This is a genomic window from Pseudomonas sp. RIT-PI-AD, from assembly GCF_025642785.1.
Taxonomy (GTDB): Bacteria; Pseudomonadota; Gammaproteobacteria; order Pseudomonadales; family Pseudomonadaceae; genus Pseudomonas_T.
Genome location: NZ_JANZKU010000008.1, coordinates 133,512 through 154,086, shown reverse-complemented (window position 1 = coordinate 154,086; position 20,575 = coordinate 133,512). Strand labels below are relative to the sequence as shown.

Sequence of the window (20,575 nt, the reverse complement as noted above, 5' to 3'; positions counted from 1 at the left end):
TCATGTGCAGAGCACTCCAAGGCAGTGAAAGCTGGCGCCGGCAGGCGCGACCAACCACAGGCCGTCCACGGCCGCGCCCGTTTGATGGGCGCCGGCGGACGGCTGAAGCGGTGCGGCGATCTGCCGCAGACCGGATCATGGACGGGAGCTTATTCTTTGTTGTTTGAACGTTCAATAAAAATAAAGTAGGCTGATTTCACAGCCTCGGGACGCTGCGCGCCTGATCCGGCAACAGTCTTTCGCCGCGGATGGCCGCCCGGTTCGTCCCTCGCCTGCTTCACACCGCGACGGAACGCGAGCTCCCTCATTCGCCACCCGGCGAACAACCAAGCGGCACAGAGGCGTCCGCCTCGCCGGGCGACAGCCGCTCGCAGCGATGCCGCCTATCGGCGACCCGAGCCTCGCACCCATTATTCAGAGAGGAATGACATGCCCCGATTCGACGACCACTTGCTCTACATCGGTGGCCGCTACGTGCCCGCCGCCAGCGGCGAAACTTTCGAGACCCTGAACCCGGCCAATGGCGAAGTCCTCGCGCGGGTCCACCGCGCCGGCGCCGAGGACGTCGAGCGCGCCGTCGCCAGCGCCCAGGAAGGCCAGAAGGTCTGGGCGGCGATGACCGCCATGCAGCGTTCGCGCATCCTCCGGCGCGCGGTGGACCTGCTGCGCCAGCGCAACGACGACCTGGCCGCCCTGGAAACCCTGGACACCGGCAAGCCGCTGAGCGAGACCCGCAACGTCGACATCGTCACCGGCGCCGACGTCCTGGAGTACTACGCCGGCCTGGTTCCGGCCCTCGAGGGCGAGCAGATTCCCCTGCGCGAGTCCTCCTTCGTCTATACCCGCCGCGAACCCCTGGGCGTGGTCGCCGGCATCGGTGCCTGGAACTACCCGATCCAGATCGCCCTGTGGAAGTCCGCGCCGGCCCTGGCCGCCGGTAACGCGATGATCTTCAAGCCCAGCGAAGTCACCCCGCTGAGCGCCCTCAAGCTGGCCGAGATCTACACCGAGGCCGGCCTGCCGGACGGCGTGTTCAACGTGCTCACCGGCAGCGGCCGCGACGTCGGCCAGGCGCTCACCGAACACCCGGGGGTCGAGAAGATTTCCTTCACCGGCGGCACCGCCACCGGCAAGAAGGTGATGGCCAGCGCGTCCAGCTCCTCGCTCAAGGAGGTGACCATGGAACTGGGCGGCAAGTCGCCGCTGATCGTCTTCGACGACGCCGACCTCGACCGCGCCGCGGACATCGCGGTCATGGCCAACTTCTTCAGTTCCGGCCAGGTGTGCACCAACGGCACCCGGGTCTTCGTGCCGCGCGCCTTGCAGGCGCGGTTCGAGGCCAAGGTGGTCGAGCGGGTGCAGCGCATCCGCCTCGGCGATCCTCAGGCGGAAAGCACCAACTTCGGCCCGCTGGTGAGCCTCGCCCACCTGGAGAACGTGCTCGGCTACATCGCCTCCGGCCGCGAGGAAGGCGCGCGCCTGCTGATCGGCGGCGAACGTGTCACCGAGGGCGAGTACGCCCGCGGCGCCTATGTGGCCGCCACGGTGTTCACCGACTGCCGCGACGACATGCGCATCGTCCGCGAGGAGATCTTCGGACCGGTGATGAGCATCCTCGCCTACGACAGCGAGGAAGAAGTCATCCGCCGCGCCAACGCCACCGACTATGGCCTCGCCGCCGGCGTGGTGACCCGCGACCTGGCCCGCGCGCATCGGGTCATCCACCGCCTGGAAGCCGGCATCTGCTGGATCAACACCTGGGGCGAGTCCCCCGCCGAAATGCCGGTGGGCGGCTACAAGCAGTCCGGCGTCGGCCGCGAGAACGGCCTGACCACCCTGGCGCACTACACCCGGATCAAGTCGGTACAGGTGGAACTGGGCGACTACGCCTCGGTGTTCTGACCCACCGCATCTCCCCGGCGCCCTGCGGCGCCGGTATCCGACCGATCGCTCCACTGGAGGACACCGATGTCCCGGGAATACGACTACATCATCATCGGCGCCGGCTCGGCCGGTAACGTGCTGGCCACCCGCCTCACCGAAGACGCCGGCACCCGCGTGCTGCTGCTGGAAGCCGGCGGCCCCGACTACCGCCTGGACTTCCGCACCCAGATGCCCGCCGCCCTCGCCTATCCGCTGCAGGGCCGCCGCTACAACTGGGCCTACGAGACCGACCCCGAGCCGCACATGGACAACCGTCGCATGGAATGCGGGCGCGGCAAGGGCCTGGGCGGCTCCTCGCTGATCAACGGCATGTGCTACATCCGCGGCAACGCCCTGGACTTCGACAACTGGGCCAAGGCGCCCGGCCTGGAAGACTGGAGCTACCTCGACTGCCTGCCTTACTTCCGCAAGGCGGAGACCCGCGACATCGGCCCCGACCCCTATCACGGCGGCGATGGCCCGGTGAGCGTGACCACGCCCAAGCCGGGCAACAACCCGTTGTTCCACGCCATGGTGGAAGCCGGCGTGCAGGCCGGGTATCCGCGCACCAGCGACCTCAACGGCTACCAGCAGGAAGGCTTCGGCCCGATGGACCGCACGGTGACCCGTAACGGGCGCCGCGCCAGCACCGCCCGCGGCTACCTGGACCAGGCCCGCGCGCGCCCCAACCTGACCATCGTCACCCATGCCCTGACCGAGCGCATTCTCTTCGACGGCAAGCGCGCGGTTGGCGTGGCCTACCTCCAAGGCGACGAAACCACGGCGCAGACCGCCCGGGCCAGCCGCGAAGTGCTGCTGTGCGGCGGCGCCATCGCCTCCCCGCAGATCCTGCAACGCTCCGGGGTCGGCCCGGCGGCGCTGCTGCGCGAACTGGACATCCCCCTGGTGCACGACCTGCCGGGCGTGGGCGAGAACCTCCAGGATCACCTGGAAATGTACCTGCAATACGCCTGCAAGCAGCCCGTCTCGCTGTATCCGGCGCTGCAATGGTGGAACCAGCCGGCGATCGGCGCCGAATGGCTGTTCGCCGGCACCGGCCTCGGCGCCAGCAACCACTTCGAGGCGGGCGGCTTCATCCGCACCCGCGACGAGTTCGCCTGGCCCAACATCCAGTTCCACTTCCTCCCGGTGGCGATCAACTACAACGGCAGCAACGCGGTGAAGGAGCATGGCTTCCAGGCCCACGTCGGCTCGATGCGCTCGCCCAGCCGCGGCCGCGTGCGCGCACGCTCCAAGGACCCGCGGCAGCACCCGAGCATCCTGTTCAACTACATGTCCAGCGAACAGGACTGGCAGGAATTCCGCGACGCCATCCGCATCACCCGCGAGATCATGGCGCAGCCGGCCCTCGACCCCTACCGCGGCCGCGAGATCAGCCCGGGCGCCGAGGTCCAGAGCGACGCCGAACTGGACGCCTTCGTCCGCCGACACGCCGAGACCGCCTTCCACCCCTCCTGCTCCTGCAAGATGGGCGAGGACGACATGGCGGTGGTCGACGGCCAGGGCCGCGTGCACGGCATGCAGGGGCTGCGGGTGATCGACGCGTCGATCATGCCGGAGATCATCACCGGCAACCTCAACGCCACCACCATCATGCTCGCCGAGAAGCTCGCCGACCGCATCCGCGGGCGCACGCCCCTGCCGCGCAGCGACGCCGACTACTACGTGGCCGGCACGACCCCGGTGCGCGGCGCGGCGCAACGCTGACCGACGCCACCGCAGCGGGCGCACGCCCCGGCGTCGCCCGTCGCCACCCTGCCGACAGAACCCTACGGGCGGCGTGGCGCGATGCGCCTGCAGCGCCGGGAGGATCGGGGCAGCCGACGGCGGCAAACGCCGTAAGTCGGCTCTCCGCCGTCAAGGCCGGCCCGACACCGGTCGCCGTCCGACAGGGCACCAGCGCTCGAAGTAGCGAGGGCGCTTGCCGGGCTCCTTCGCCATCACGCTCTCAAGGCCGTATCGCCGCCGAAGGTGTGGAGCGCGTCCGGCCATCGCCCGCGCGCGCCTCGGCGCCGAACGCCCTTTTGCTCCGAGATAAGGAGCGGCATGAGCGGGATGCGAGGCTCGCGACCGATCCGATCCCTGTAACCGCCCCGGCCGTGCGCATCGGTACCTGACGCCAGAGGGCATTCCCGGCGAGACTCGCAGCAGCCGGCGGGCGCCGCGATCGAGGGCGGGTCGGCCCGGTACGCGACGATAGCCTTGCGCGGTCCATCGCCCGGGCGGCCGACAAAGCCGTGGCGGGCTGTTACCCTGACACCTGACCGGCCGGTCATGCATCGGTCCGTCTTCCACCCCTGTACGCGGCGCACGCCGTTCCTGCGAGGCTTTGCATGTTCGCGATCACATCGTCCGGTCACTGGCCGGCAGGCTACCTGATCAACCCCAACGTCGAGCAACTCGACCCCCACTGGCTGGAAGCCTTCAGCAAGATTCCCGCCGCCGCGCTCAGCGACTGCATGGGCCGCAACGTCGGCGGGCTGGGGCTCAAGCCCTACCACGGCAATGGCACCATGCTCGGCAGCGCGCTGACCGTGCGCGTCCGCCCCGGCGACAACCTGATGATCCTCAAGGCCATGCAGATGGCGCGCCCCGGCGACGTGCTGGTGATCGACGGCAGCGGCGACCTGACCCGCGCGGTGTTCGGCGGGATCATGCGCGCCATGGCGCTCAAGGCCGGTATCGTCGGCGTGGTGATCAACGGCGCCCTGCGCGATTTCGAGGAATGGCAGACCGGCGAATTGCCGGCCTATGCCCTGGGCTGCGTGCACCGCGGCCCGAGCACCGATGGCCAGGGCGAGATCAACGTACCGATTTCCTGCGCCGGCATGCTGGTGCATCCCGGCGATCTGGTGGTCGGCGACGCCGACGGCGTGGTCGCCGCCGCGCGCGAGGAATTGCCCGAATTGCTGATCCGCTGCCGCGAATTGCTGCAACGGGAGGCCGACACCCTGGCGGCGATCCGCAACGGCACCCTCGACCCGGCGCGCTTCGACGCCATCCTGCGCGCCAAGGGCTGCCCGCTCTGAACCCCGGCCGGCCGCGCGGCCGGGGAGTTCACGCAACCCGGGCGGCCATCGCCGGTCTGTAGTCAGACATCCACCTTCAGAGGTCGCCCATGCCCAGCCTTCAGCTCGACGCCCGCACCGCCCGCCTGCTGCCCTGGATCGTGGCGATCGCGTTCTTCATGCAGACGCTGGACGGCACCATCCTCAATACCGCGCTGCCGAGCATGGCCCGCGACCTGGCCGAGGACCCGCTGCGCATGCAGGGCGTAGTGATCGCCTACATGCTCACGGTGGCGCTGCTGATCCCGGCGTCCGGCTGGATCGCCGACCGCTTCGGCACGCGGCGGATCTTCTTCGGCGCGATCCTGCTGTTCAGCCTCGGCTCGTTGCTCTGCGCGCTGTCGCAAACCCTGGGCATGCTGGTGGGTGCGCGAGTGATCCAGGGCCTGGGCGGCGCGCTGATGATGCCGGTGGGCCGGCTGGTGGTGCTGCGCGCCTACCCGCGCACGGAGCTGGTGCGGATCATGAGCTTCATCACCCTGCCCGGCCTGGTGGGACCACTGATCGGCCCGACCCTCGGCGGCTGGCTGGTGGAGTTCGCCAGTTGGCACTGGATCTTCCTGATCAACCTGCCGGTGGGCATGCTCGGCGGCTATGCCGTGTGGAAACTGCTGCCGGACCTGCGCGGCTCCGAGCGCACGCGCTTCGACGGCATCGGTTTCGGACTGTTCGGCGCCGCCATGGTGCTGATCACCATCGCCCTGGAAGGCCTGGGCGAACTGCGCATGCCCCATGTGCGGGTGATGCTCCTGCTGATGGGCGGCCTGGCCTGCCTGTCGGCCTACTGGTTGCGCGCGGCGCGGATCGACCGGCCGCTGTTCTCGCCCTCGCTGTTCCTCACCCGGACCTTCGCCGTGGGCATCCTCGGCAACCTGTTCGCCCGCCTCGGCAGCGGCGCCCTGCCGTTCCTCACCCCGTTGTTGCTGCAGGTGGCGATGGGCTATTCGCCGGCGGAAGCGGGCATGAGCATGGTGCCCCTGGCGCTGGCGGCGATGGCGATGAAGCCGCTGGCGCGACCGCTGATCGAACGCCTCGGCTACCGCAACGTGCTCACCGGCAACACCCTGCTGCTCGGCGCCCTGATCGCCAGCCTGGCGCTGACATCCAACGAGATGCCCCACGCCGTGCTGCTGGTGCAGCTCGGCCTGATCGGCGCGGTGAACTCGCTGCAATTCACCGCGATGAATACCGTCACCCTGATCGACCTGGGCGACGCCGATGCCAGCAGCGGCAATGGCCTGCTGTCGGTGGTGGTGCAACTGGCGATGAGCCTGGGCGTGGCCTCGGCCGCGGCGCTGCTCGGCGGCTTCACCTCGACCACCGGTGCGGATGGCGTCGGCGACGTGCATCAGGCGTTCCAGCTCACCTTCCTGTGCATCGGCCTGCTGTCGATGCTGGCCGCGGCGATCTTCCTGCAGCTGTCCCCGGCGGACGGCCGCAGTCCGCGCCGTCCCCTCCCGGTGGAACCGGAAGTGGAAGGCTGAGCGCCAGACCCGGCGGACGCGCCGAAGGCCGCGCCGCCGCACCTGTTACACTGCGGGCTTTCCGCTTCGCGCAGGCCCGTTCCGTGACCTCTACCGCTTTTGCTTCCCTGCCGCTGTCCGCCGCGATGCTGGCCAACCTCGACGCCCTCGGCTACGTGGCTATGACGCCGATCCAGGCGCAGAGCCTGCCGCTGATCCTCAAGGGCCGCGACCTCATCGCCCAGGCCAAGACCGGCAGCGGCAAGACCGCCGCCTTCGGCATCGGCCTGCTCGACCCGCTGAACCCGCGCTACTTCGGTTGCCAGGCCCTGGTGCTGTGCCCGACCCGGGAGTTGGCCGATCAGGTCGCCAAGGAGATCCGCCGGCTGGCCCGCGCCGCGGACAACATCAAGGTGCTGACCCTCTGCGGCGGCGTGCCCTTCGGCCCGCAGATCGGCTCCCTGGAGCATGGCGCGCACATCATCGTCGGCACGCCGGGACGCATTCAGGAGCACCTGCGCAAGGGCACCCTGACGCTCGACGGGCTCAACACCCTGGTGCTGGACGAAGCCGACCGCATGCTCGACATGGGCTTCTACGACAGCATCGCCGACATCCTCCGGCAGACCCCGGCCAAGCGCCAGACCCTGCTGTTCTCGGCCACTTATCCGGCCGGCATCGATCAACTCGCCGCCACCTTCCTGCGCGACCCGCAGCGGGTCCAGGTGGAAGCGCTGCACGCCGACGGGCAGATCGAACAGCGGTTCTACGAGATCGACCCACGCCAGCGCCTGGACGCCCTCGGCCGCCTGCTCCTGCATTTCCGCCCGCAATCCTGCGTGGCCTTCTGCCACACCAAGCAGCAGTGCCAGGACGTGGTCGATCACCTGAAGTCCCTCGGCTTGGTCACCGAGGCGCTGCATGGCGACCTGGAACAGCGCGATCGCGACCAGGTGCTGGCGATGTTCGCCAACCGCAGCCTCAGCGTGCTGGTGGCCACCGATGTCGCCGCCCGCGGGCTGGACATCGCCGGGCTGGAGGCGGTGATCAACGTCGAGCTGTCGCGGGACGCCGAAATCCATATCCACCGCATCGGCCGCAGCGGCCGCGCCGGCGAGAAAGGCCTGGCGCTGAGCCTGGTGGCGCCCGCCGAGGCCAGCCGCGCCCAGGCCATCGAGGAGGTGCAGAAGCAACCGCTGAACTGGCGCCCGCTCGATGAGCTCAAGCCCGCCAGCGGCGAGCCGCTGCTGCCGCCGATGGCGACCCTGTGCATCGCCGCCGGACGCAAGGACAAGGTACGCCCGGGCGACATCCTCGGCGCGCTGACCGGCGACGCCGGCATCCCCGGTACCCAGGTCGGCAAGATCGCCATCTTCGATTACCAGGCTTTCGTCGCGGTGGAGCGCGGCATCGCCCGGCAGGCCCTGAAACGCCTCAACGAGGGCCGGATCAAGGGACGCGCGCTCAAGGTGCGCGCGCTTTAGCGACACGCGAGCCTGGCGCGGCCGTCCCGTCGACGCGCCACGCCCTCCTTTCCGCGCGTGGCGGGATGCCAGGGCGCGCATGCTGTGCCATCATCAGAACCTGAATTCTGGAGACCGCTGTGCGCAATATTCTGGTCGTCGAAGACAGCCCCCTGGTACTGAAGATCCTCGAGCACCTGTTCCGCCAGGAGCATGGCCTGCAACCCTTGTTCTGCGCCTCCCTGGGCGAAGCCGAAGTGTTGCTGGAAACCTCCGCGGAGCTGCTGTTCGCCGCCATCGTCGATCTCAACCTGCCGGATGCGCCCAACGGCGAGATCGTCGACCTGGTGATGCGCTACAACCTGCCCTGCATCGTGCTGTCCGGCTCCTACAACGAGCAACGCCGGGACGAGCTGCTGCTCAAGGGCGTGGTGGACTACGTGCTTAAGGAAAGCCAGTACTCCTACGAGTTCGCCTTCCGCCTGATCCACCGCCTGGAAAGCAACTGCAACGTGAAGATCCTGGTGGCCGAGGACTCGGATGCCACCCGGCATTTCATCCGCCGCGTGCTCACCCCGCACCTGTACCAGATCATCGAAGCCACCGATGGCAACGAAGCCCTGCGCATCCTCCAGGAACGCCCGGACATCGACCTGTTCCTGGTGGACCACAGCATGCCGGGCTTAAGCGGGTTCGAGCTGGTCAAACTGCTGCGGCAGAAGCTCAAGCGCAACGAGCTGATCATTCTCGGCCTGTCCGCCGACAACAAGGGCTCCCTCAGCGCCACGTTCATCAAGCATGGCGCGGATGACTTCCTGCGCAAGCCGTTCTGCCCGGAAGAGCTCAACTGCCGGGTGATGTCCACCCTGGAGCGCCGGGACCTGGTGCGCGCCCTGAAGCAGTCGGCGCAGTTCGATTCGCTGACCAACCTGTACAACCGGCGGGCCTTCTACGAACAGGGCATCCAGCTGTTCCGCCAGGCGCAGCGCGGCGGCCAGGACATCAGCGTGGCGATGCTCGACCTCGATCTGTTCAAATCGATCAACGACGAGTTCGGCCATGCCAGCGGCGACGCGGCACTGGTCTCCTTCTCCCGCAGTCTGCTCGCGGCCTTCCCGGACGCCCTGCTGGGGCGCCTGGGCGGCGAGGAATTCGCCCTGGTGAGCAAGCAGGACGCGGCGACCCTGCATGCCGCGCTCGACCGCCTGCGGGATACCTGCGCGCACCTCAAGTACAGCGTCGGCGCGCCGCCGCTGTCGTTCAGCGCCGGGGTCTACTACGGCGCACCGGACGACCTGGAAAGCCTGCTGCATCAAGCCGACATGCGGCTCTACCGGGCCAAGCGCGAAGGCCGTGGCCGTACCATTTCCGAGTGACGGGGAACGCGCCTTCCGGCGCGCCGGGCTGGCGGTCCGGTCGGGCGAGAACCGCCGCCGTCCGGCGCCCGTCCAACGTCTCGCCGCCGCGGATCGACTTCCGTAACCTACGGACTATCGCCGCCCCCTAGCGCCCTTTTACCGATTCGCCCGGAACGATCACCATGCCTTTCCGTCATTCCCTGCGCCGCCTCTGGGCCCTGGACAAGTTCGGTTACAGCCTGCGGGTGTTCATCGCCCTGGCCGGCGTCATGGCGCTGTGCGCCGGGTTCAGGCGTCCCGACCTGGTGATTCCGCTGTTCCTCGGGATCATCGCCAGCGCCCTGGCGGAGACCGACGACAGCTGGCTCGGGCGCCTCAGCGCGCTGGCGGTGATCCTGCCGTGCTTCGCGGTGGCCGCCTTCGCGGTGGAATGGCTGTTCCCCTATCCCGGCCTGTTCGTCGCCGGCCTGGCCTGCTCGGCCTTCGGCCTGGTGATGCTCGGCGCCCTGGGTGAGCGCTATGCGGCGATCGCCTCCGCCACGCTGATCCTGTCGATCTACAGCATGATCGGCGTCGACCAGCGCAACGGCGTGATTGAAGACTTCTGGCACGAGCCGCTGATGCTGCTCGCCGGCGCGGCCTGGTACGGCGCGCTGTCGGTGCTCTGGAGCGCCCTCTTCGCCCACCAGCCGGTGCAGCAGAACCTGGCGCGGCTGTACCGCGAGCTGGGCCTCTACCTCAAGCTCAAGTCGCGTCTGCTGGAGCCCCTGCGCCAACTCGACGTGGAAGGCCGCCGCCTGGAGCTGGCGCGGCAGAACGGCAAGGTGGTCTCAGCGCTGAACGTGGCCAAGGAGACCCTGCTCAACCGCATCGGCAACGGCCGCCCCGGGCCCAAGGTCAACCCCTACCTCAAGCTCTACTTCATGGCCCAGGACATCCACGAGCGCGCCAGTTCCTCGCACTCGCCCTATAACGCCCTGGCCGAGGCGTTCTTCCACAGCGACGTGCTCTATCGCTGCCAGCGCCTACTCAAGCTGCAAGCCAATGCCTGCCGCGAACTCGGCCAGGCGATTCAGATGCGCCAGCCGTTCGACTATGGCGACGCCAGCGCCCAGGCGATGCTCGACCTGCAGGCCTCGCTGGACTACCTGGAGCGACAGAACAACCCGGCTTGGCGCGGCCTGCTGCGGGCCCTGCGCGCGCTGTCCAACAACCTCACCACCCTGGAGCGCCAACTGGCCAGCGCCAACAACCCCGATGCCCTCGCCGAGGAGCAGGACAGCAGTCTGCTCGACCGGGCGCCGCACAGCTTCAAGGACGCGCTGGAGCGCATCCGCCTGCAACTCACGCCGACCTCGTTGCTGTTCCGCCACGCGCTGCGCATGGCCCTGGCGCTGGCCGCCGGCTACGGCGTGCTGCACGCGGTACATGCTGAGCAGGGCTACTGGATTCTGCTGACGACGGTATTCGTCTGTCAGCCCAACTACGGCGCGACGCGAACCAAGCTGGTCCAGCGAATTCTCGGCACGGCCATCGGCCTGGTCGCCGGCTGGGCGCTGTTCGACCTGTTTCCCAACCCGCTGCTGCAATCCGCGTTCGCGGTGTTCGCCGGCGTGCTGTTCTTCGCCACCCGCACCAGCCGTTATACCCTGGCGACCGCCGCCATCACCCTGATGGTGTTGTTCTGTTTCAACCAGGTCGGCAATGGCTACGGCCTGATCTGGCCGCGCCTGGTGGATACCCTGCTGGGTAGCCTGATCGCCGCGCTGGCGGTGTTCCTGATCCTGCCCGACTGGCAGGGCCGGCGGCTGAATGCCGTGGTGGCCAATACCCTGAGCTGTAACAGCCGCTACCTGCGGCAAATCATGCTGCAATACGCCACCGGCAAGCGCGACGACCTCGCCTACCGCCTGGCCCGGCGCAACGCCCACAACGCCGATGCGGCGCTGTCCACCACCCTGTCGAACATGCTCATGGAGCCGGGCCACTTCCGTAAGGACGCCGAGACCGGCTTCCGCTTCCTGGCGCTGTCCCACACCCTGCTGAGCTACCTGTCCGCCCTCGGCGCGCACCGCGAGAGCCTGCCGGAGGACGCCAGCAACCGGCCACTGGAAGCCGCCGGGGAACAGTTCGCGGAGACCCTCGAAAGCCTGGCGCAGGCCCTGCTCCAGGGCACCCCGGTGGCGTTGCAGAGTGACGCCGAGGAAGCCCTGGCAGGGCAACTGGAGCAGATCCCGGACGAACTGGACGACACCCATCGCCTGGTGCAGACCGAACTGGGGCTGATCTGCCGGCAGCTCGCCCCGTTGCGCAGCATGGTGGCGCACCTGCTGGCCGCGCGGCCGGTCAGTCGCTCGCCAGGCCGTGGCGCTTGAAGATCGCCGCGTAGCTGCCGTCGGCGCGCATGTCCTTCAGGGTCCGATTGAAGTCCTCGACGATCCGCTGCGCCTGGGGATGATCGCGGCGCACCAGGATGTGCAGGCCGTTCTCGCTCAGGGGGTGCGGCAGCGGCTCCAGCAGCTCGCCGAGGCCCTTGAGCTCACGTTGCAGGTGGTATTGCGCCACCCGTTCGTCCTCCACCGCCAGGTCGAGCCGACCCGCCGCGAGCATGCGCACGGCCATGGCGAAGTCCACCACCGGCACCTTGAGCAGTTGCGTATCGCGGTCGAACGCCTGCTCGTAGGCATAACCGCGCACCACCGCGATGCTGTAGGTGTACAGGTCGGGCAGTCGCTCGAAATGGATACCGGCCTCGCGGCGCTGGAAAAACCGCAGGCGGTTGATCAGATAGGGGTCGGAGAACAACCCGTACTCCGCGCGCTCGGGGTCGTACCAGGCGCTTACCACCACGTCGTAGTCGTCCGCCCGCAGGCCTCGCAGTACCCTCGCCCAGGGCACCTGCACGTATTCGCTGGCATAGCCGGCGCGCTGCAACACCGTGACCACCAGCTCCTTGGCGAGACCGCCCGAGGGCAGGCTGACATCGGTGAACGGCGGCCAGACGTCGCCCACCAGGCGCAAGGGTTCGGCCAGGCCGGCGCTTGCCCAGCCGAACGATAGAACCAGCCAAAGGACCATGCGCGCCGAGTACATGCCAGCGTCCACCCGCAAAACGAATCGAGAGTCTAGCCAGACTAGGCGGGATTGCATCGACACGGAAGCCGCCAGTCGACATGGAGTACACTCGCGGCCTTTTCCTGGGGGAGGATGCGGCGGTGCTGGAAACCGATGTGACGATTGTGGGGGCCGGGGCGGCCGGCCTGATGTGCGCGTCGACCGCCGGGAATCGCGGCCGCCGGGTGCTGCTGCTGGACCATGCCAACAAGGCCGGCAAGAAGATCCTCATGTCCGGCGGGGGTCGCTGCAATTTCACCAATCTCTACACCGAGCCCGCCCATTTCCTCTCCCATAATCCGCACTTCTGCAAGTCCGCCTTGGCGCGTTATACCCAGTGGGACTTCATCGAACAGGTGAATCGCCATGGCATCGCCTATCACGAAAAGAAACTCGGGCAACTGTTCTGCGACCACAAGGCCAGCGACATTCTCGCCATGTTGCTCGACGAATGCACCCGCGCCGGCGTGGATCTGCGCCTGAATACCGGCATCGAGCGGATCGACAAACGCGAAGGCGGCTATCGCCTGACCACCCACGCCGGCCTGGTGGACTGCACCTCCCTGGTGATCGCCACCGGCGGCCTGTCCATACCGACCCTGGGCGCCAGCGGCTTCGGTTATCAGGTGGCGCAACAGTTCGGCCATAGCCTGTTGCCGACCCGCGCCGGCCTGGTGCCCTTCACCATCACCGACCAGCTCAAGGCGATGTGCACCGAGCTGTCGGGCACCGCGGTGGAGGATTGCCAGGTCAGTTGCAACGGGCAGAGCTTTCGCGAAAACATCCTGTTCACCCACCGTGGCCTGAGCGGCCCGGCGATCCTGCAGATTTCCTCCTACTGGCAGCCGGGCGATCGCCTCGAGATCGACCTGCTGCCCCATCTGGACGTGCCGCTCTGGCTGCGCACGCAGCAAGGGGAACGCCCGAACGCCGAGCTGAAGACGCTGCTGGGCGAGCTGTTCACCCGCAAGATGGCGAACTTGCTGGCCGAGCACTGGTTCGTTTCGAAACCCATGAAGCACTACGCCGCCGCCGAGCTGGACGCCATCGCCGAACGTCTGACGGCCTGGCAGGTGCTGCCTTCGGGTACCGAGGGTTATCGGACGGCGGAAGTGACCCTGGGCGGGGTGGATACACGGGAGGTGTCGTCGAAGACAATGGAGTCGCAGAAATCCCCCGGGCTGTACTTCATCGGCGAGGTGCTCGACGTGACCGGCCACCTGGGCGGTTTCAACTTCCAGTGGGCCTGGGCTTCGGGGTATGCGGCGGGGCAATGCGTGTGAGTGGCCGCCGGAGGAAAGGTCTCCAGCGGCCTGAGGCGAAGATCAATCCAGCTTGATGAACCACCACTCGCCGTCCACCTTGATCCAGCGCTCATTGTTGGTCCGCGGAACCAGCAGGGGCTTCATGGGTATCATCGAACCCTTGTCGAGAAATTTGTAGTTGGCATCCACCAGCACGGTGCAGGCATCCTCATCGCACTGGGCCGAGGTCACCTTGGAGTCGACCATCATGGCCGCGCCCCGTCCAACGGTTGCCTTGAAACGGTCCAGCGTGTGGCTCGCCTTGTAGGTGGGCGACATGAACGAATAAGCCTTCTCGTATTCGGCTTTCTTCAGCGCTTCCTGGCGTTGTTCAGCCCGCGCCATGACCGCTTCTTCGTTCGACTTGGGATGAAAAGTACTGCAGGCGGACACCAACACGAGCGCCATACAGGCTAAACCTGACTTGAATTTCATCGTTCCTCCTAGGTGTGCAGATCGGCGGCCCACCCATGCGGCGGGCCGATTTTTCAAGACGGGATTAGGCCGCGATCAGGGACGTCCGTTCAGTTCCTCGCGGAACGATTCGGTCACGCCGCGCATTTTCTCCCTGAATTCCTCGCCGACCTTTTCGAAGTCCTGGTACTGATTGATCGCCCGCGGGCTAATGGTCACGAGCAATTCCGTACGCTTGTCGCTGTCGTCCTTGTAGCCGAACAGTGGGCCGATCAGGGGAAGTTGGCTCAGATAGGGAATGCCCGCCTTGTTCTTGCTCTGGTTGTCCTGGATAAGACCGCCCAGGATGATGGTGTCTCCGCCCTTGATGGCGACCGAGCTTTCTATGCTGCGCTTGAGGAAGGTGCTCTGGTTGGTGATGACATCTTTCTCGCCCACGTCGGTCACTTCCTGGTTGATATCCATCACCACCAGGCCGCCGGCGTTGATGCGCGGCTTGACCTTGAGCAGCACCCCGGTGTCTTTCAACGTGAAGTTCTGGGTGGTAGTGGCATTTCCGCTGGTCGGGTAGGAGGTGGTGCCGGTGGAAATGGGCTGCTGGGTACCGACCTGGATCTTCGCCTCGCGGTTATCCAGCACCAGGACCGAGGGCGAGGACAGCGACTTGACCCGCGACTGGGTCGACAGCATGTTGATGACCGAACGCCAGTCGCTCCCGGTGAAGACGTAGGAGAAGCCGGTGCCGAGCCGGCCGACCGCGTTGTTGAGGGACAGCCGGCCTCCTCCATTGACCGCACCGCCCACCGCATCGCTGGCACCGGGGTGGGTGTCGAAGTACCACTCCACCCCATACTGGAGCGCATCGGTCAGGGTGACTTCCCAGATCGACACCTCCACCAGCACCTGTGCCGGCGTTTTATCCAGCTTGTCCAGCGCCGAGCGAATGCTGCGCCACTCTTTCGGCGCCGCCATCACCAGCAGACTGTTGTTGCCTTCATCCGCTACGATGCGGGTGCCGTCAGGGGTGGTCACGCTGGCCGCGCCCTTGGTCTTCTGACTGGTGTTTCCCGACAAGGAGGACGACCCCATCGTGGACGACGAAGCGTCCATGCTGCTGGTGCCATCGCTGGAGGTTTCGGTCTGGCTCAAGCCCGGCGCCACGCTGCCGCTGGTGGACGGGTTGGCCCCGGTGGAGGTACCGCCGAAGATCTGCCCCAGCAACTCGGCCATGACCTTGGCTTCGCCGTTCTGCACGTTATAGACGTACAGCTGCGAGTTGGCCTGGTCCTTGTCGTCGAGCCCCACGCTGTCCAGGCGCTTCAACCAGGTGCGCACCGAGTCGAGCTGATTGGCGTTCGGCGTGATCACCATCACGCTGTTGATTTCTTCCATGGCCACCAGCTTGGCCACGTTGGCCAGGGGACCCAACTCGGGATTGCCGATCATCGCGTTGAATCGGTCGACGATGACCTTGGCGTCCAGGTTGGTCACCTCGTAGATGCCGTAGGACATGCCCTTGAGCACGTCCACATCGAACATCTGCAGGGTACGCGTGGCGTTCTGCATCTGCGGGCCGGAGGCGCCGAGCATGAGGATGTTGCGCACCGGATCGGCGCGCAGGACGCTGTCCTTCATGCCGAGCGGCTCGAGAATCTTCACCGCCTCGTCCACCGAAAGGTATTGCAGCGGAATGATCTGTACGCTGTAGCCGCGCTGGGTGCTGGCGGCACGCTGGTTGACCGGCACGTCACGGCGCAACTGGGCCGCCGGGCCGATCCGGTAGATACCGTTCTCGCTCTGCACCATGGCGATGCCCTGGGCTTCGAGCATCGACTCGAGCATGTCGAGCAAGGCGCTCTGGGGCACCGGCTTGCTGGACACCAGGGTGACGTTGCCGCCCACGTTGCCCTCCAGCGAGTAGGGCACCTTGAGCATGTCGCCGAGGATCGCGGCGAGCACGTCGCCCAGGGGCGCGTTCTCGAAATTGACGTTCACGCCGTCCGCCGCCGTGCTGGCGCTCTTCGGACTGCCCTGGGCGCCCACGAACTTGCCGCTGCCACGCTGTTCGAACAGCGTGCGGCCCTGGGGATCCAGCTCCTTATTGGGCTCGACGTAGGCTTCGGGCGTCTCGGAGTTGAGCTTGATGATCTTGGGTGCCGGCTCCGCCGGTTTTTTTTCCGCTTCCGGCAGCACACTGCACGCGGAGAGCAGAACAGCGGCGCACAGCAGGCTCAAGGGAAAACGAAACGACGCGCCGGCCGTCTTCATAAATGTCATAACACACGCTCTCTGTCAGTCGACCCCTGGTTCGAGGAACCACGGCCTACACGCTTGACTGTGAAAAACCTGTCGCCCGTCATGGTTTGGCGGGGGCTACAGGCTCGATATGAATGCCTTCCCGGCGTTGCGGCACCACCAGCAGTTCGACTTTCTGCTGTCCATTGACGAGGCGGACCCCTTCCGGCTTGATCTGCTCGACCGTCCAGCCCAGCACCAGATCCTTCATCCGCACGCGCACCACGCCACCCTTGGTGCCGAGGAGCGCCATCCGGACGCCCCCTTGCACCACGACGCCGAGCAATTGAATGCCGTCCGCGCTGGCCACCTCGGCTGTGGGGTTATCCGCTACCTCGGCGACAGGACGACGGCTCGGCCAGAACAGCGGGCGGGAAATCGCGGTATCGAGGCTTCGCTGCGGCCCCTTGCCGAACAGCGTCTGCTCGTCCGGCAGGCGAAATTCCGGCAAACGCACCACGCGCAATGGGTCCGCAGTGGTCGTCACCCAGAGCAACGCCGCCAGCGAAACGCCGATCACCGTGGCCAGGACCAGAGCCAGCCTTACCCGCATGGATAACGCGCGCGATGGACTCATTGCGCACCTCCGCCGGCGTCCACCGGGACGAACGTCACTACGGACATCTGCACTTCGACGAGTTGCTCCTCCGGCGCATTGGGCCGGGCCCTCACCAGACTCGGGTTGATCCGGAAATCCTGAATCACCAGCAGCGGCAGGCTCGACTCCAGCCGGTCGAGGCTCCCCATCACGTTGGGCATGGAGCCGCTGAACGTCGCGCGCACACCGATGGTCATGTAGCCATTGCGGCTCTGGGCGTTCAGAGGCGCGATGGAGCGCACCTGTGCCTTGGACGTGGCAATGGCATCGGACACCCGCCGCTGGATATCCAGCTCGATGGCGGCGGGTGCGGTAGCGGCCGGAAACACCCACTGCCCGAGGCCCCGCTCCTGGAACTGCCGATGGGCGATCTCCAGTTGGCCGCGCGAGCCCGCGATGCTCTGGAAGCGCTGCAGGGTCCTGCCATCGCGGGCGAGTTCGAACTGGTATTTTTCGTGGCGATCCAGCAGGGGCGCGACCAGCACCATCAGCACCAAGGCCACCAGGCCGAGCAGGATCAGCCAACTGGCCAGACTCCGGTGCTTGCTCAGAAATGCGTTCATTCACCGGCACCCGTCGCGGTCAACCGCGCGCTGACGGTGAATTGATCGAGTCCGGTACGAGCATTGCGGCTGACCGGCGAGGTGAAGCGGGCGCCGTCGAACAGCTCGGAGGCATTGATCAGGTCGATCAGGTTGACCACATCGCTGCCATAGCCAGTCATGGTCACGGTATCGCCTTGGATGCGCAGGTCCGCCATGTAGATATTGTCCGGTACCACTTTGCTCATTTCCGCGATGATGGCCGAGGTTTGCGGCAGTTTCGAGCGTTGATCAAGGATGTGATTCAGCGAGGCGAGGTCTTTCTCCAGCATTTCATTGGTGGCCATGAGCCCGGTCACCTCGCCTTGTAGCGCCGCGATCTGCTGCTTACGCTCGATGACCAGTTGCCTCTCCTTGAGCAACGGCACCGCCGCGCACGCGAGCAATGCGAGCAGCGACAGGGCGAGGAGCCAGCTGTTCAGGCTCAGTCGCCGCCACCAGCGGCTGGAGACCCGGGGGCTGCCGAACAGGTTGTAGGGGCGTTCACCGGCGACCCCCAGCCGCGAGACCCGAAACCCGCTCAGGCGCTCGACCTGTTCAATGAAGGGATCGGCATAGGCTCGCGGCACGGCGACCAGCTCGACGTCGAGCATGCCTTCGGCGCCGGGCCGCTCGGTAATGCGTGCATCGAAATATAGTTTTTCGGCCGGGAACGGCGTCAAGCGTCCGAGCTGATAACCGACCACCTCCCGCACCTCATCGCGCACTTCCTGGGGAAGAGGCAAATGCTTGCGCAGCACTCGCGCGTCCGGCAGAACCAATTCGAGCTGGACGAGGTCCATCTTGAGTGGCCCGGCACCCAGCAGATCGCCGCGCAAACCGCCATCCTGGGTCAGGCTCAAATCTTCGAGGGCGATACGCACGGCTTCGCGCGCATGCAGGTGATCGATACGCTGAAAATACAGCCAATCACCTTCGACGATGGCCTTGATCTTCGGGGAAGGACGCAGGAAAAGCGTCTCGAAACCCACCGGGAAACTTTCCCGCAGGCCTCGCCCCCACCAGCGAAGGGCCTTGTTCAGATCCACACCGAAAAGATTCAAGTTACCGACATCGATTCGCATGCAGGTCAGTCCAAGTTAAAGCGAGCAGTATACTCGTTCCAGCGAACGATCCGATACCCGTCCGGGCCGTCGCCGAACATCACCGTAACCTCCACCTGCTGAGGCTTCCCGGCGGCCTGCACCTCCACCTGAAGGCGGAAAAGGCTGCCCTCCGGCGTGCTGATCAGCGCCGGGTCGATCGTATCGGCGGGATTGAAATCGGCAGCGCCCTGCTTTCCATAGAGCTCGGCGGCCTTGCCGTCGTCGCCGGTCAACGCCTGCAGGACCGAAAGAGATGCGTGGGCCACGTCTACGCCGGGCTGGGTGCCATCCACGGTCACCAAAGGCGCGAGCCGGTCGAGCCAGTTGCGGCTCACACCAGGCAATAGCATCAACTCGTCGATCGACAGAAGCGGAGCGGCTGGGACGGCGGGCCCCTCAGCCGGAGCGGCTTCGCCCTCTTTGGGCGCCACCGTTCCTTCCCGCCGTTCGATGATATGGGCGACCACTTGCTCGACGTCGGTATCGTCATCCGCGACTCGCGAGATCACTTGGTTCAACAGGGTGTCCGGGGCGCCGACCAAGCTGATGAACGCCTCCTCGGGCAGCAGGCGGAAACGCGCGCCCTCGGAGAACGGCAGGATCAGCACCTGCCCCGGCAAGCCGGACCAAGTCTCGTCGCCGATGCGCTGGAGAGCGACCAGGTAATGCAACGCCGCTTCAGCCGCCGCACGGGTCTTGGCCCGGTAGACGATTTCCGAAGCGATGTTCTTGTCCACCCGGACGCTGGTGCTGAAAGCCACCAGCAGCAAGGTCAGCAACGCGACTATCCACAGCACCACGATCAGCACGACGCCGTGCTGCCGTACCCAACGCTCACTCACTGGGAACCCCTATCCGCGTCACGGGGAAGATCATTTCCGGCCAGGCCCGCTCGCTGCCGGCAAGGCGAAAGGAGACCAGCCGCGGCAGCTCATTGGAGGAATAGGTGTCGGACCAGCGTTCGATGCCGTTACTGTCGTTGCCTACCCCGAAATAACGGAAGGTCACGTCGAGCGTCTTGCTGACCTGCAGGAAATCCGAACCGGCCAGTTGTTCTTCGGAAGGCTTGTCTGCCTGGTAAGGCGCGAAGCGGACCCACACGCCCTCCTGTCCCTCCCGGTTGCTCACCATCTCGAAAATGTAGGGCAGGCCGTTGGCCGACATGGCCAGGGGCGCGACATAGCGAATACGGTTCACCTCGCCGATGAACCCCGCCTCCTGACCACCCTCCGAATTCGTCCCGAAAACCGCCGGGATCATCTGCCCCAGATGACGGTAGAGCATGGCGCTGAGCTGGCGCGGCTCCTCCACCAAGGCCGTGTGCCGCTCCACCGTCTGCCAACTGCGGATGCCCGCGCGGAAGCCGCCGAACAGCGCGACCACCAGCAAGCCGGTCAGGGTCAGCGCCACCAGCACTTCGAGCAGGGTGAAACCACGATTGGACTTCATGAGCCTTCCTTGCCGGCTTCCTGGGCGAATACCGTCCTCAAGCTGGTGAGGGAGAAGCTGTTGGCGCGCTTCGTGCCGGGCCATAGAACGGTGATATCCACCTTGTAGACGATGCCGCCCGCCGCGCTCAGTTGGTCGGTGAAGTCCCACTCCAGCGGCGCCACCCTGATCCGCCAGCGATACTCCGGCGCGGATTCGTCCTGGCCTTCGAAGGTTCCGGCCTCCAGCGGCACGGAAACGCCCAACTCGGCCAGCCGCGACTGCGCCACCAGGGCCGCCACGCTCAGCCGGTCGGTCTTGGCCAGATTGCTCATACCATTGGTGAAGCTGCTGAGAATGACGGTCAGCAGCAAGGCCGCCACCATGAAAGCGACCAGAACCTCGAGAATGGTGAAACCGCGCTGCAGCTTGGGCATGA

General features: G+C 66.4%; 17 protein-coding genes. 8 read left to right on the top strand and 9 right to left on the bottom strand.

Annotation, left to right across the window (positions count from 1 at the left end; translation table 11 throughout):
• Window positions 1–429 precede the first annotated feature (429 nt).
• The 7 genes from betB (at window position 430) to yccS (ending at window position 11,671) form a co-directional block, all read left to right on the top strand.
• A complete protein-coding gene (betB, locus tag OGL92_RS09790; protein WP_263143300.1) occupies window positions 430–1,902 on the top strand; it encodes a betaine-aldehyde dehydrogenase in 1,473 nt (490 codons plus the stop codon).
• Between the two features lie 66 nt (window positions 1,903–1,968).
• Window positions 1,969–3,651 carry a choline dehydrogenase gene (gene betA, locus OGL92_RS09785; RefSeq protein ID WP_263143298.1) on the top strand — a complete coding sequence of 561 codons (1,683 nt, stop codon included), beginning with the start codon at window positions 1,969–1,971 and terminating at the stop codon, window positions 3,649–3,651.
• A gap of 626 nt (window positions 3,652–4,277) precedes the next feature.
• Complete coding sequence (locus tag OGL92_RS09780; protein WP_263143296.1) at window positions 4,278–4,973, top strand: RraA family protein; 696 nt, start codon at window positions 4,278–4,280, stop codon at window positions 4,971–4,973.
• Window positions 4,974–5,062: 89 nt separating this feature from the next.
• Window positions 5,063–6,496, top strand: coding sequence for a multidrug transporter subunit MdtD (mdtD, locus tag OGL92_RS09775; RefSeq protein WP_263143295.1), 1,434 nt, complete (start codon window positions 5,063–5,065; stop codon window positions 6,494–6,496).
• An 83-nt stretch (window positions 6,497–6,579) separates the two neighbouring features.
• Window positions 6,580–7,959 carry an ATP-dependent RNA helicase DbpA gene (gene dbpA, locus OGL92_RS09770; protein ID WP_263143293.1) on the top strand — a complete coding sequence of 460 codons (1,380 nt, stop codon included), beginning with the start codon at window positions 6,580–6,582 and terminating at the stop codon, window positions 7,957–7,959.
• A 119-nt stretch (window positions 7,960–8,078) separates the two neighbouring features.
• The gene (locus OGL92_RS09765) at window positions 8,079–9,314 is read left to right on the top strand and encodes a diguanylate cyclase (RefSeq protein ID WP_263143292.1); all 1,236 of its coding nucleotides are present in this window, start codon (window positions 8,079–8,081) and stop codon (window positions 9,312–9,314) included.
• 164 nt (window positions 9,315–9,478) lie between these two features.
• Entirely contained in the window at window positions 9,479–11,671 is a 2,193-nt protein-coding gene (gene yccS, locus OGL92_RS09760) for a YccS family putative transporter (protein ID WP_263143291.1), read from the top strand.
• Here the strand turns inward: yccS and OGL92_RS09755 are convergent.
• Window positions 11,643–12,389, bottom strand: coding sequence for a transporter substrate-binding domain-containing protein (locus tag OGL92_RS09755; RefSeq protein ID WP_263143290.1), 747 nt, complete (start codon window positions 12,387–12,389; stop codon window positions 11,643–11,645). The genes yccS and OGL92_RS09755 overlap by 29 nt on opposite strands.
• A gap of 122 nt (window positions 12,390–12,511) precedes the next feature.
• On the opposite strand from OGL92_RS09755, the gene OGL92_RS09750 reads away from it, so the two are divergent.
• Window positions 12,512–13,693: an NAD(P)/FAD-dependent oxidoreductase gene (locus tag OGL92_RS09750; protein WP_263143364.1), complete on the top strand. Its 1,182-nt coding sequence runs from the start codon at window positions 12,512–12,514 to the stop codon at window positions 13,691–13,693.
• Window positions 13,694–13,735: 42 nt separating this feature from the next.
• Here the strand turns inward: OGL92_RS09750 and OGL92_RS09745 are convergent, their stop codons facing one another.
• The 8 genes from OGL92_RS09745 to OGL92_RS09710 form a co-directional block, all read right to left on the bottom strand.
• Entirely contained in the window at window positions 13,736–14,149 is a 414-nt protein-coding gene (locus OGL92_RS09745; protein ID WP_263143289.1) for a hypothetical protein, read from the bottom strand.
• Between the two features lie 75 nt (window positions 14,150–14,224).
• Window positions 14,225–16,405, bottom strand: a complete 2,181-nt coding sequence (gspD, locus tag OGL92_RS09740) for a type II secretion system secretin GspD (RefSeq protein WP_263143287.1) — start codon at window positions 16,403–16,405, stop codon at window positions 14,225–14,227.
• Between the two features lie 79 nt (window positions 16,406–16,484).
• Window positions 16,485–17,000: a hypothetical protein gene (locus tag OGL92_RS09735; RefSeq protein ID WP_263143285.1), complete on the bottom strand. Its 516-nt coding sequence runs from the start codon at window positions 16,998–17,000 to the stop codon at window positions 16,485–16,487.
• On the bottom strand, window positions 16,997–17,584 hold the full coding sequence (gene gspM, locus OGL92_RS09730) for a type II secretion system protein GspM (protein WP_263143283.1): 588 nt from the start codon (window positions 17,582–17,584) through the stop codon (window positions 16,997–16,999). Before gspM ends, OGL92_RS09735 begins: the two co-directional genes overlap by 4 nt.
• The gene (locus OGL92_RS09725; protein WP_263143282.1) at window positions 17,581–18,687 is read right to left on the bottom strand and encodes a PilN domain-containing protein; all 1,107 of its coding nucleotides are present in this window, start codon (window positions 18,685–18,687) and stop codon (window positions 17,581–17,583) included. The genes gspM and OGL92_RS09725 overlap by 4 nt, the downstream gene beginning before the upstream one ends.
• A gap of 5 nt (window positions 18,688–18,692) precedes the next feature.
• Window positions 18,693–19,517, bottom strand: coding sequence for a general secretion pathway protein GspK (locus OGL92_RS09720; protein WP_263143280.1), 825 nt, complete (start codon window positions 19,515–19,517; stop codon window positions 18,693–18,695).
• A gap of 25 nt (window positions 19,518–19,542) precedes the next feature.
• The gene (locus tag OGL92_RS09715) at window positions 19,543–20,157 is read right to left on the bottom strand and encodes a prepilin-type N-terminal cleavage/methylation domain-containing protein (protein WP_263143279.1); all 615 of its coding nucleotides are present in this window, start codon (window positions 20,155–20,157) and stop codon (window positions 19,543–19,545) included.
• The gene (locus tag OGL92_RS09710) at window positions 20,154–20,573 is read right to left on the bottom strand and encodes a prepilin-type N-terminal cleavage/methylation domain-containing protein (RefSeq protein WP_263143277.1); all 420 of its coding nucleotides are present in this window, start codon (window positions 20,571–20,573) and stop codon (window positions 20,154–20,156) included. The genes OGL92_RS09715 and OGL92_RS09710 overlap by 4 nt, the downstream gene beginning before the upstream one ends.
• Window positions 20,574–20,575: the final 2 nt, after the last annotated feature.

Bases quoted from the DNA above. Each gene is read 5' to 3' on its own strand.
- betB (WP_263143300.1), top strand. From the start codon at position 430: ATGCCCCGATTCGACGACCACTTGCTCTACATCGGTGGCCGCTACGTG.
- betA (WP_263143298.1), top strand. From the start codon at position 1,969: ATGTCCCGGGAATACGACTACATCATCATCGGCGCCGGCTCGGCCGGT.
- OGL92_RS09780 (WP_263143296.1), top strand. From the start codon at position 4,278: ATGTTCGCGATCACATCGTCCGGTCACTGGCCGGCAGGCTACCTGATC.
- mdtD (WP_263143295.1), top strand. From the start codon at position 5,063: ATGCCCAGCCTTCAGCTCGACGCCCGCACCGCCCGCCTGCTGCCCTGG.
- yccS (WP_263143291.1), top strand. From the start codon at position 9,479: ATGCCTTTCCGTCATTCCCTGCGCCGCCTCTGGGCCCTGGACAAGTTC.
- OGL92_RS09755 (WP_263143290.1), bottom strand. From the start codon at position 12,389: ATGTACTCGGCGCGCATGGTCCTTTGGCTGGTTCTATCGTTCGGCTGG.
- OGL92_RS09745 (WP_263143289.1), bottom strand. From the start codon at position 14,149: ATGAAATTCAAGTCAGGTTTAGCCTGTATGGCGCTCGTGTTGGTGTCC.
- gspD (WP_263143287.1), bottom strand. From the start codon at position 16,405: ATGACATTTATGAAGACGGCCGGCGCGTCGTTTCGTTTTCCCTTGAGC.
- OGL92_RS09735 (WP_263143285.1), bottom strand. From the start codon at position 17,000: ATGAGTCCATCGCGCGCGTTATCCATGCGGGTAAGGCTGGCTCTGGTC.
- gspM (WP_263143283.1), bottom strand. From the start codon at position 17,584: ATGAACGCATTTCTGAGCAAGCACCGGAGTCTGGCCAGTTGGCTGATC.
- OGL92_RS09725 (WP_263143282.1), bottom strand. From the start codon at position 18,687: ATGCGAATCGATGTCGGTAACTTGAATCTTTTCGGTGTGGATCTGAAC.
- OGL92_RS09715 (WP_263143279.1), bottom strand. From the start codon at position 20,157: ATGAAGTCCAATCGTGGTTTCACCCTGCTCGAAGTGCTGGTGGCGCTG.
- OGL92_RS09710 (WP_263143277.1), bottom strand. From the start codon at position 20,573: ATGCCCAAGCTGCAGCGCGGTTTCACCATTCTCGAGGTTCTGGTCGCT.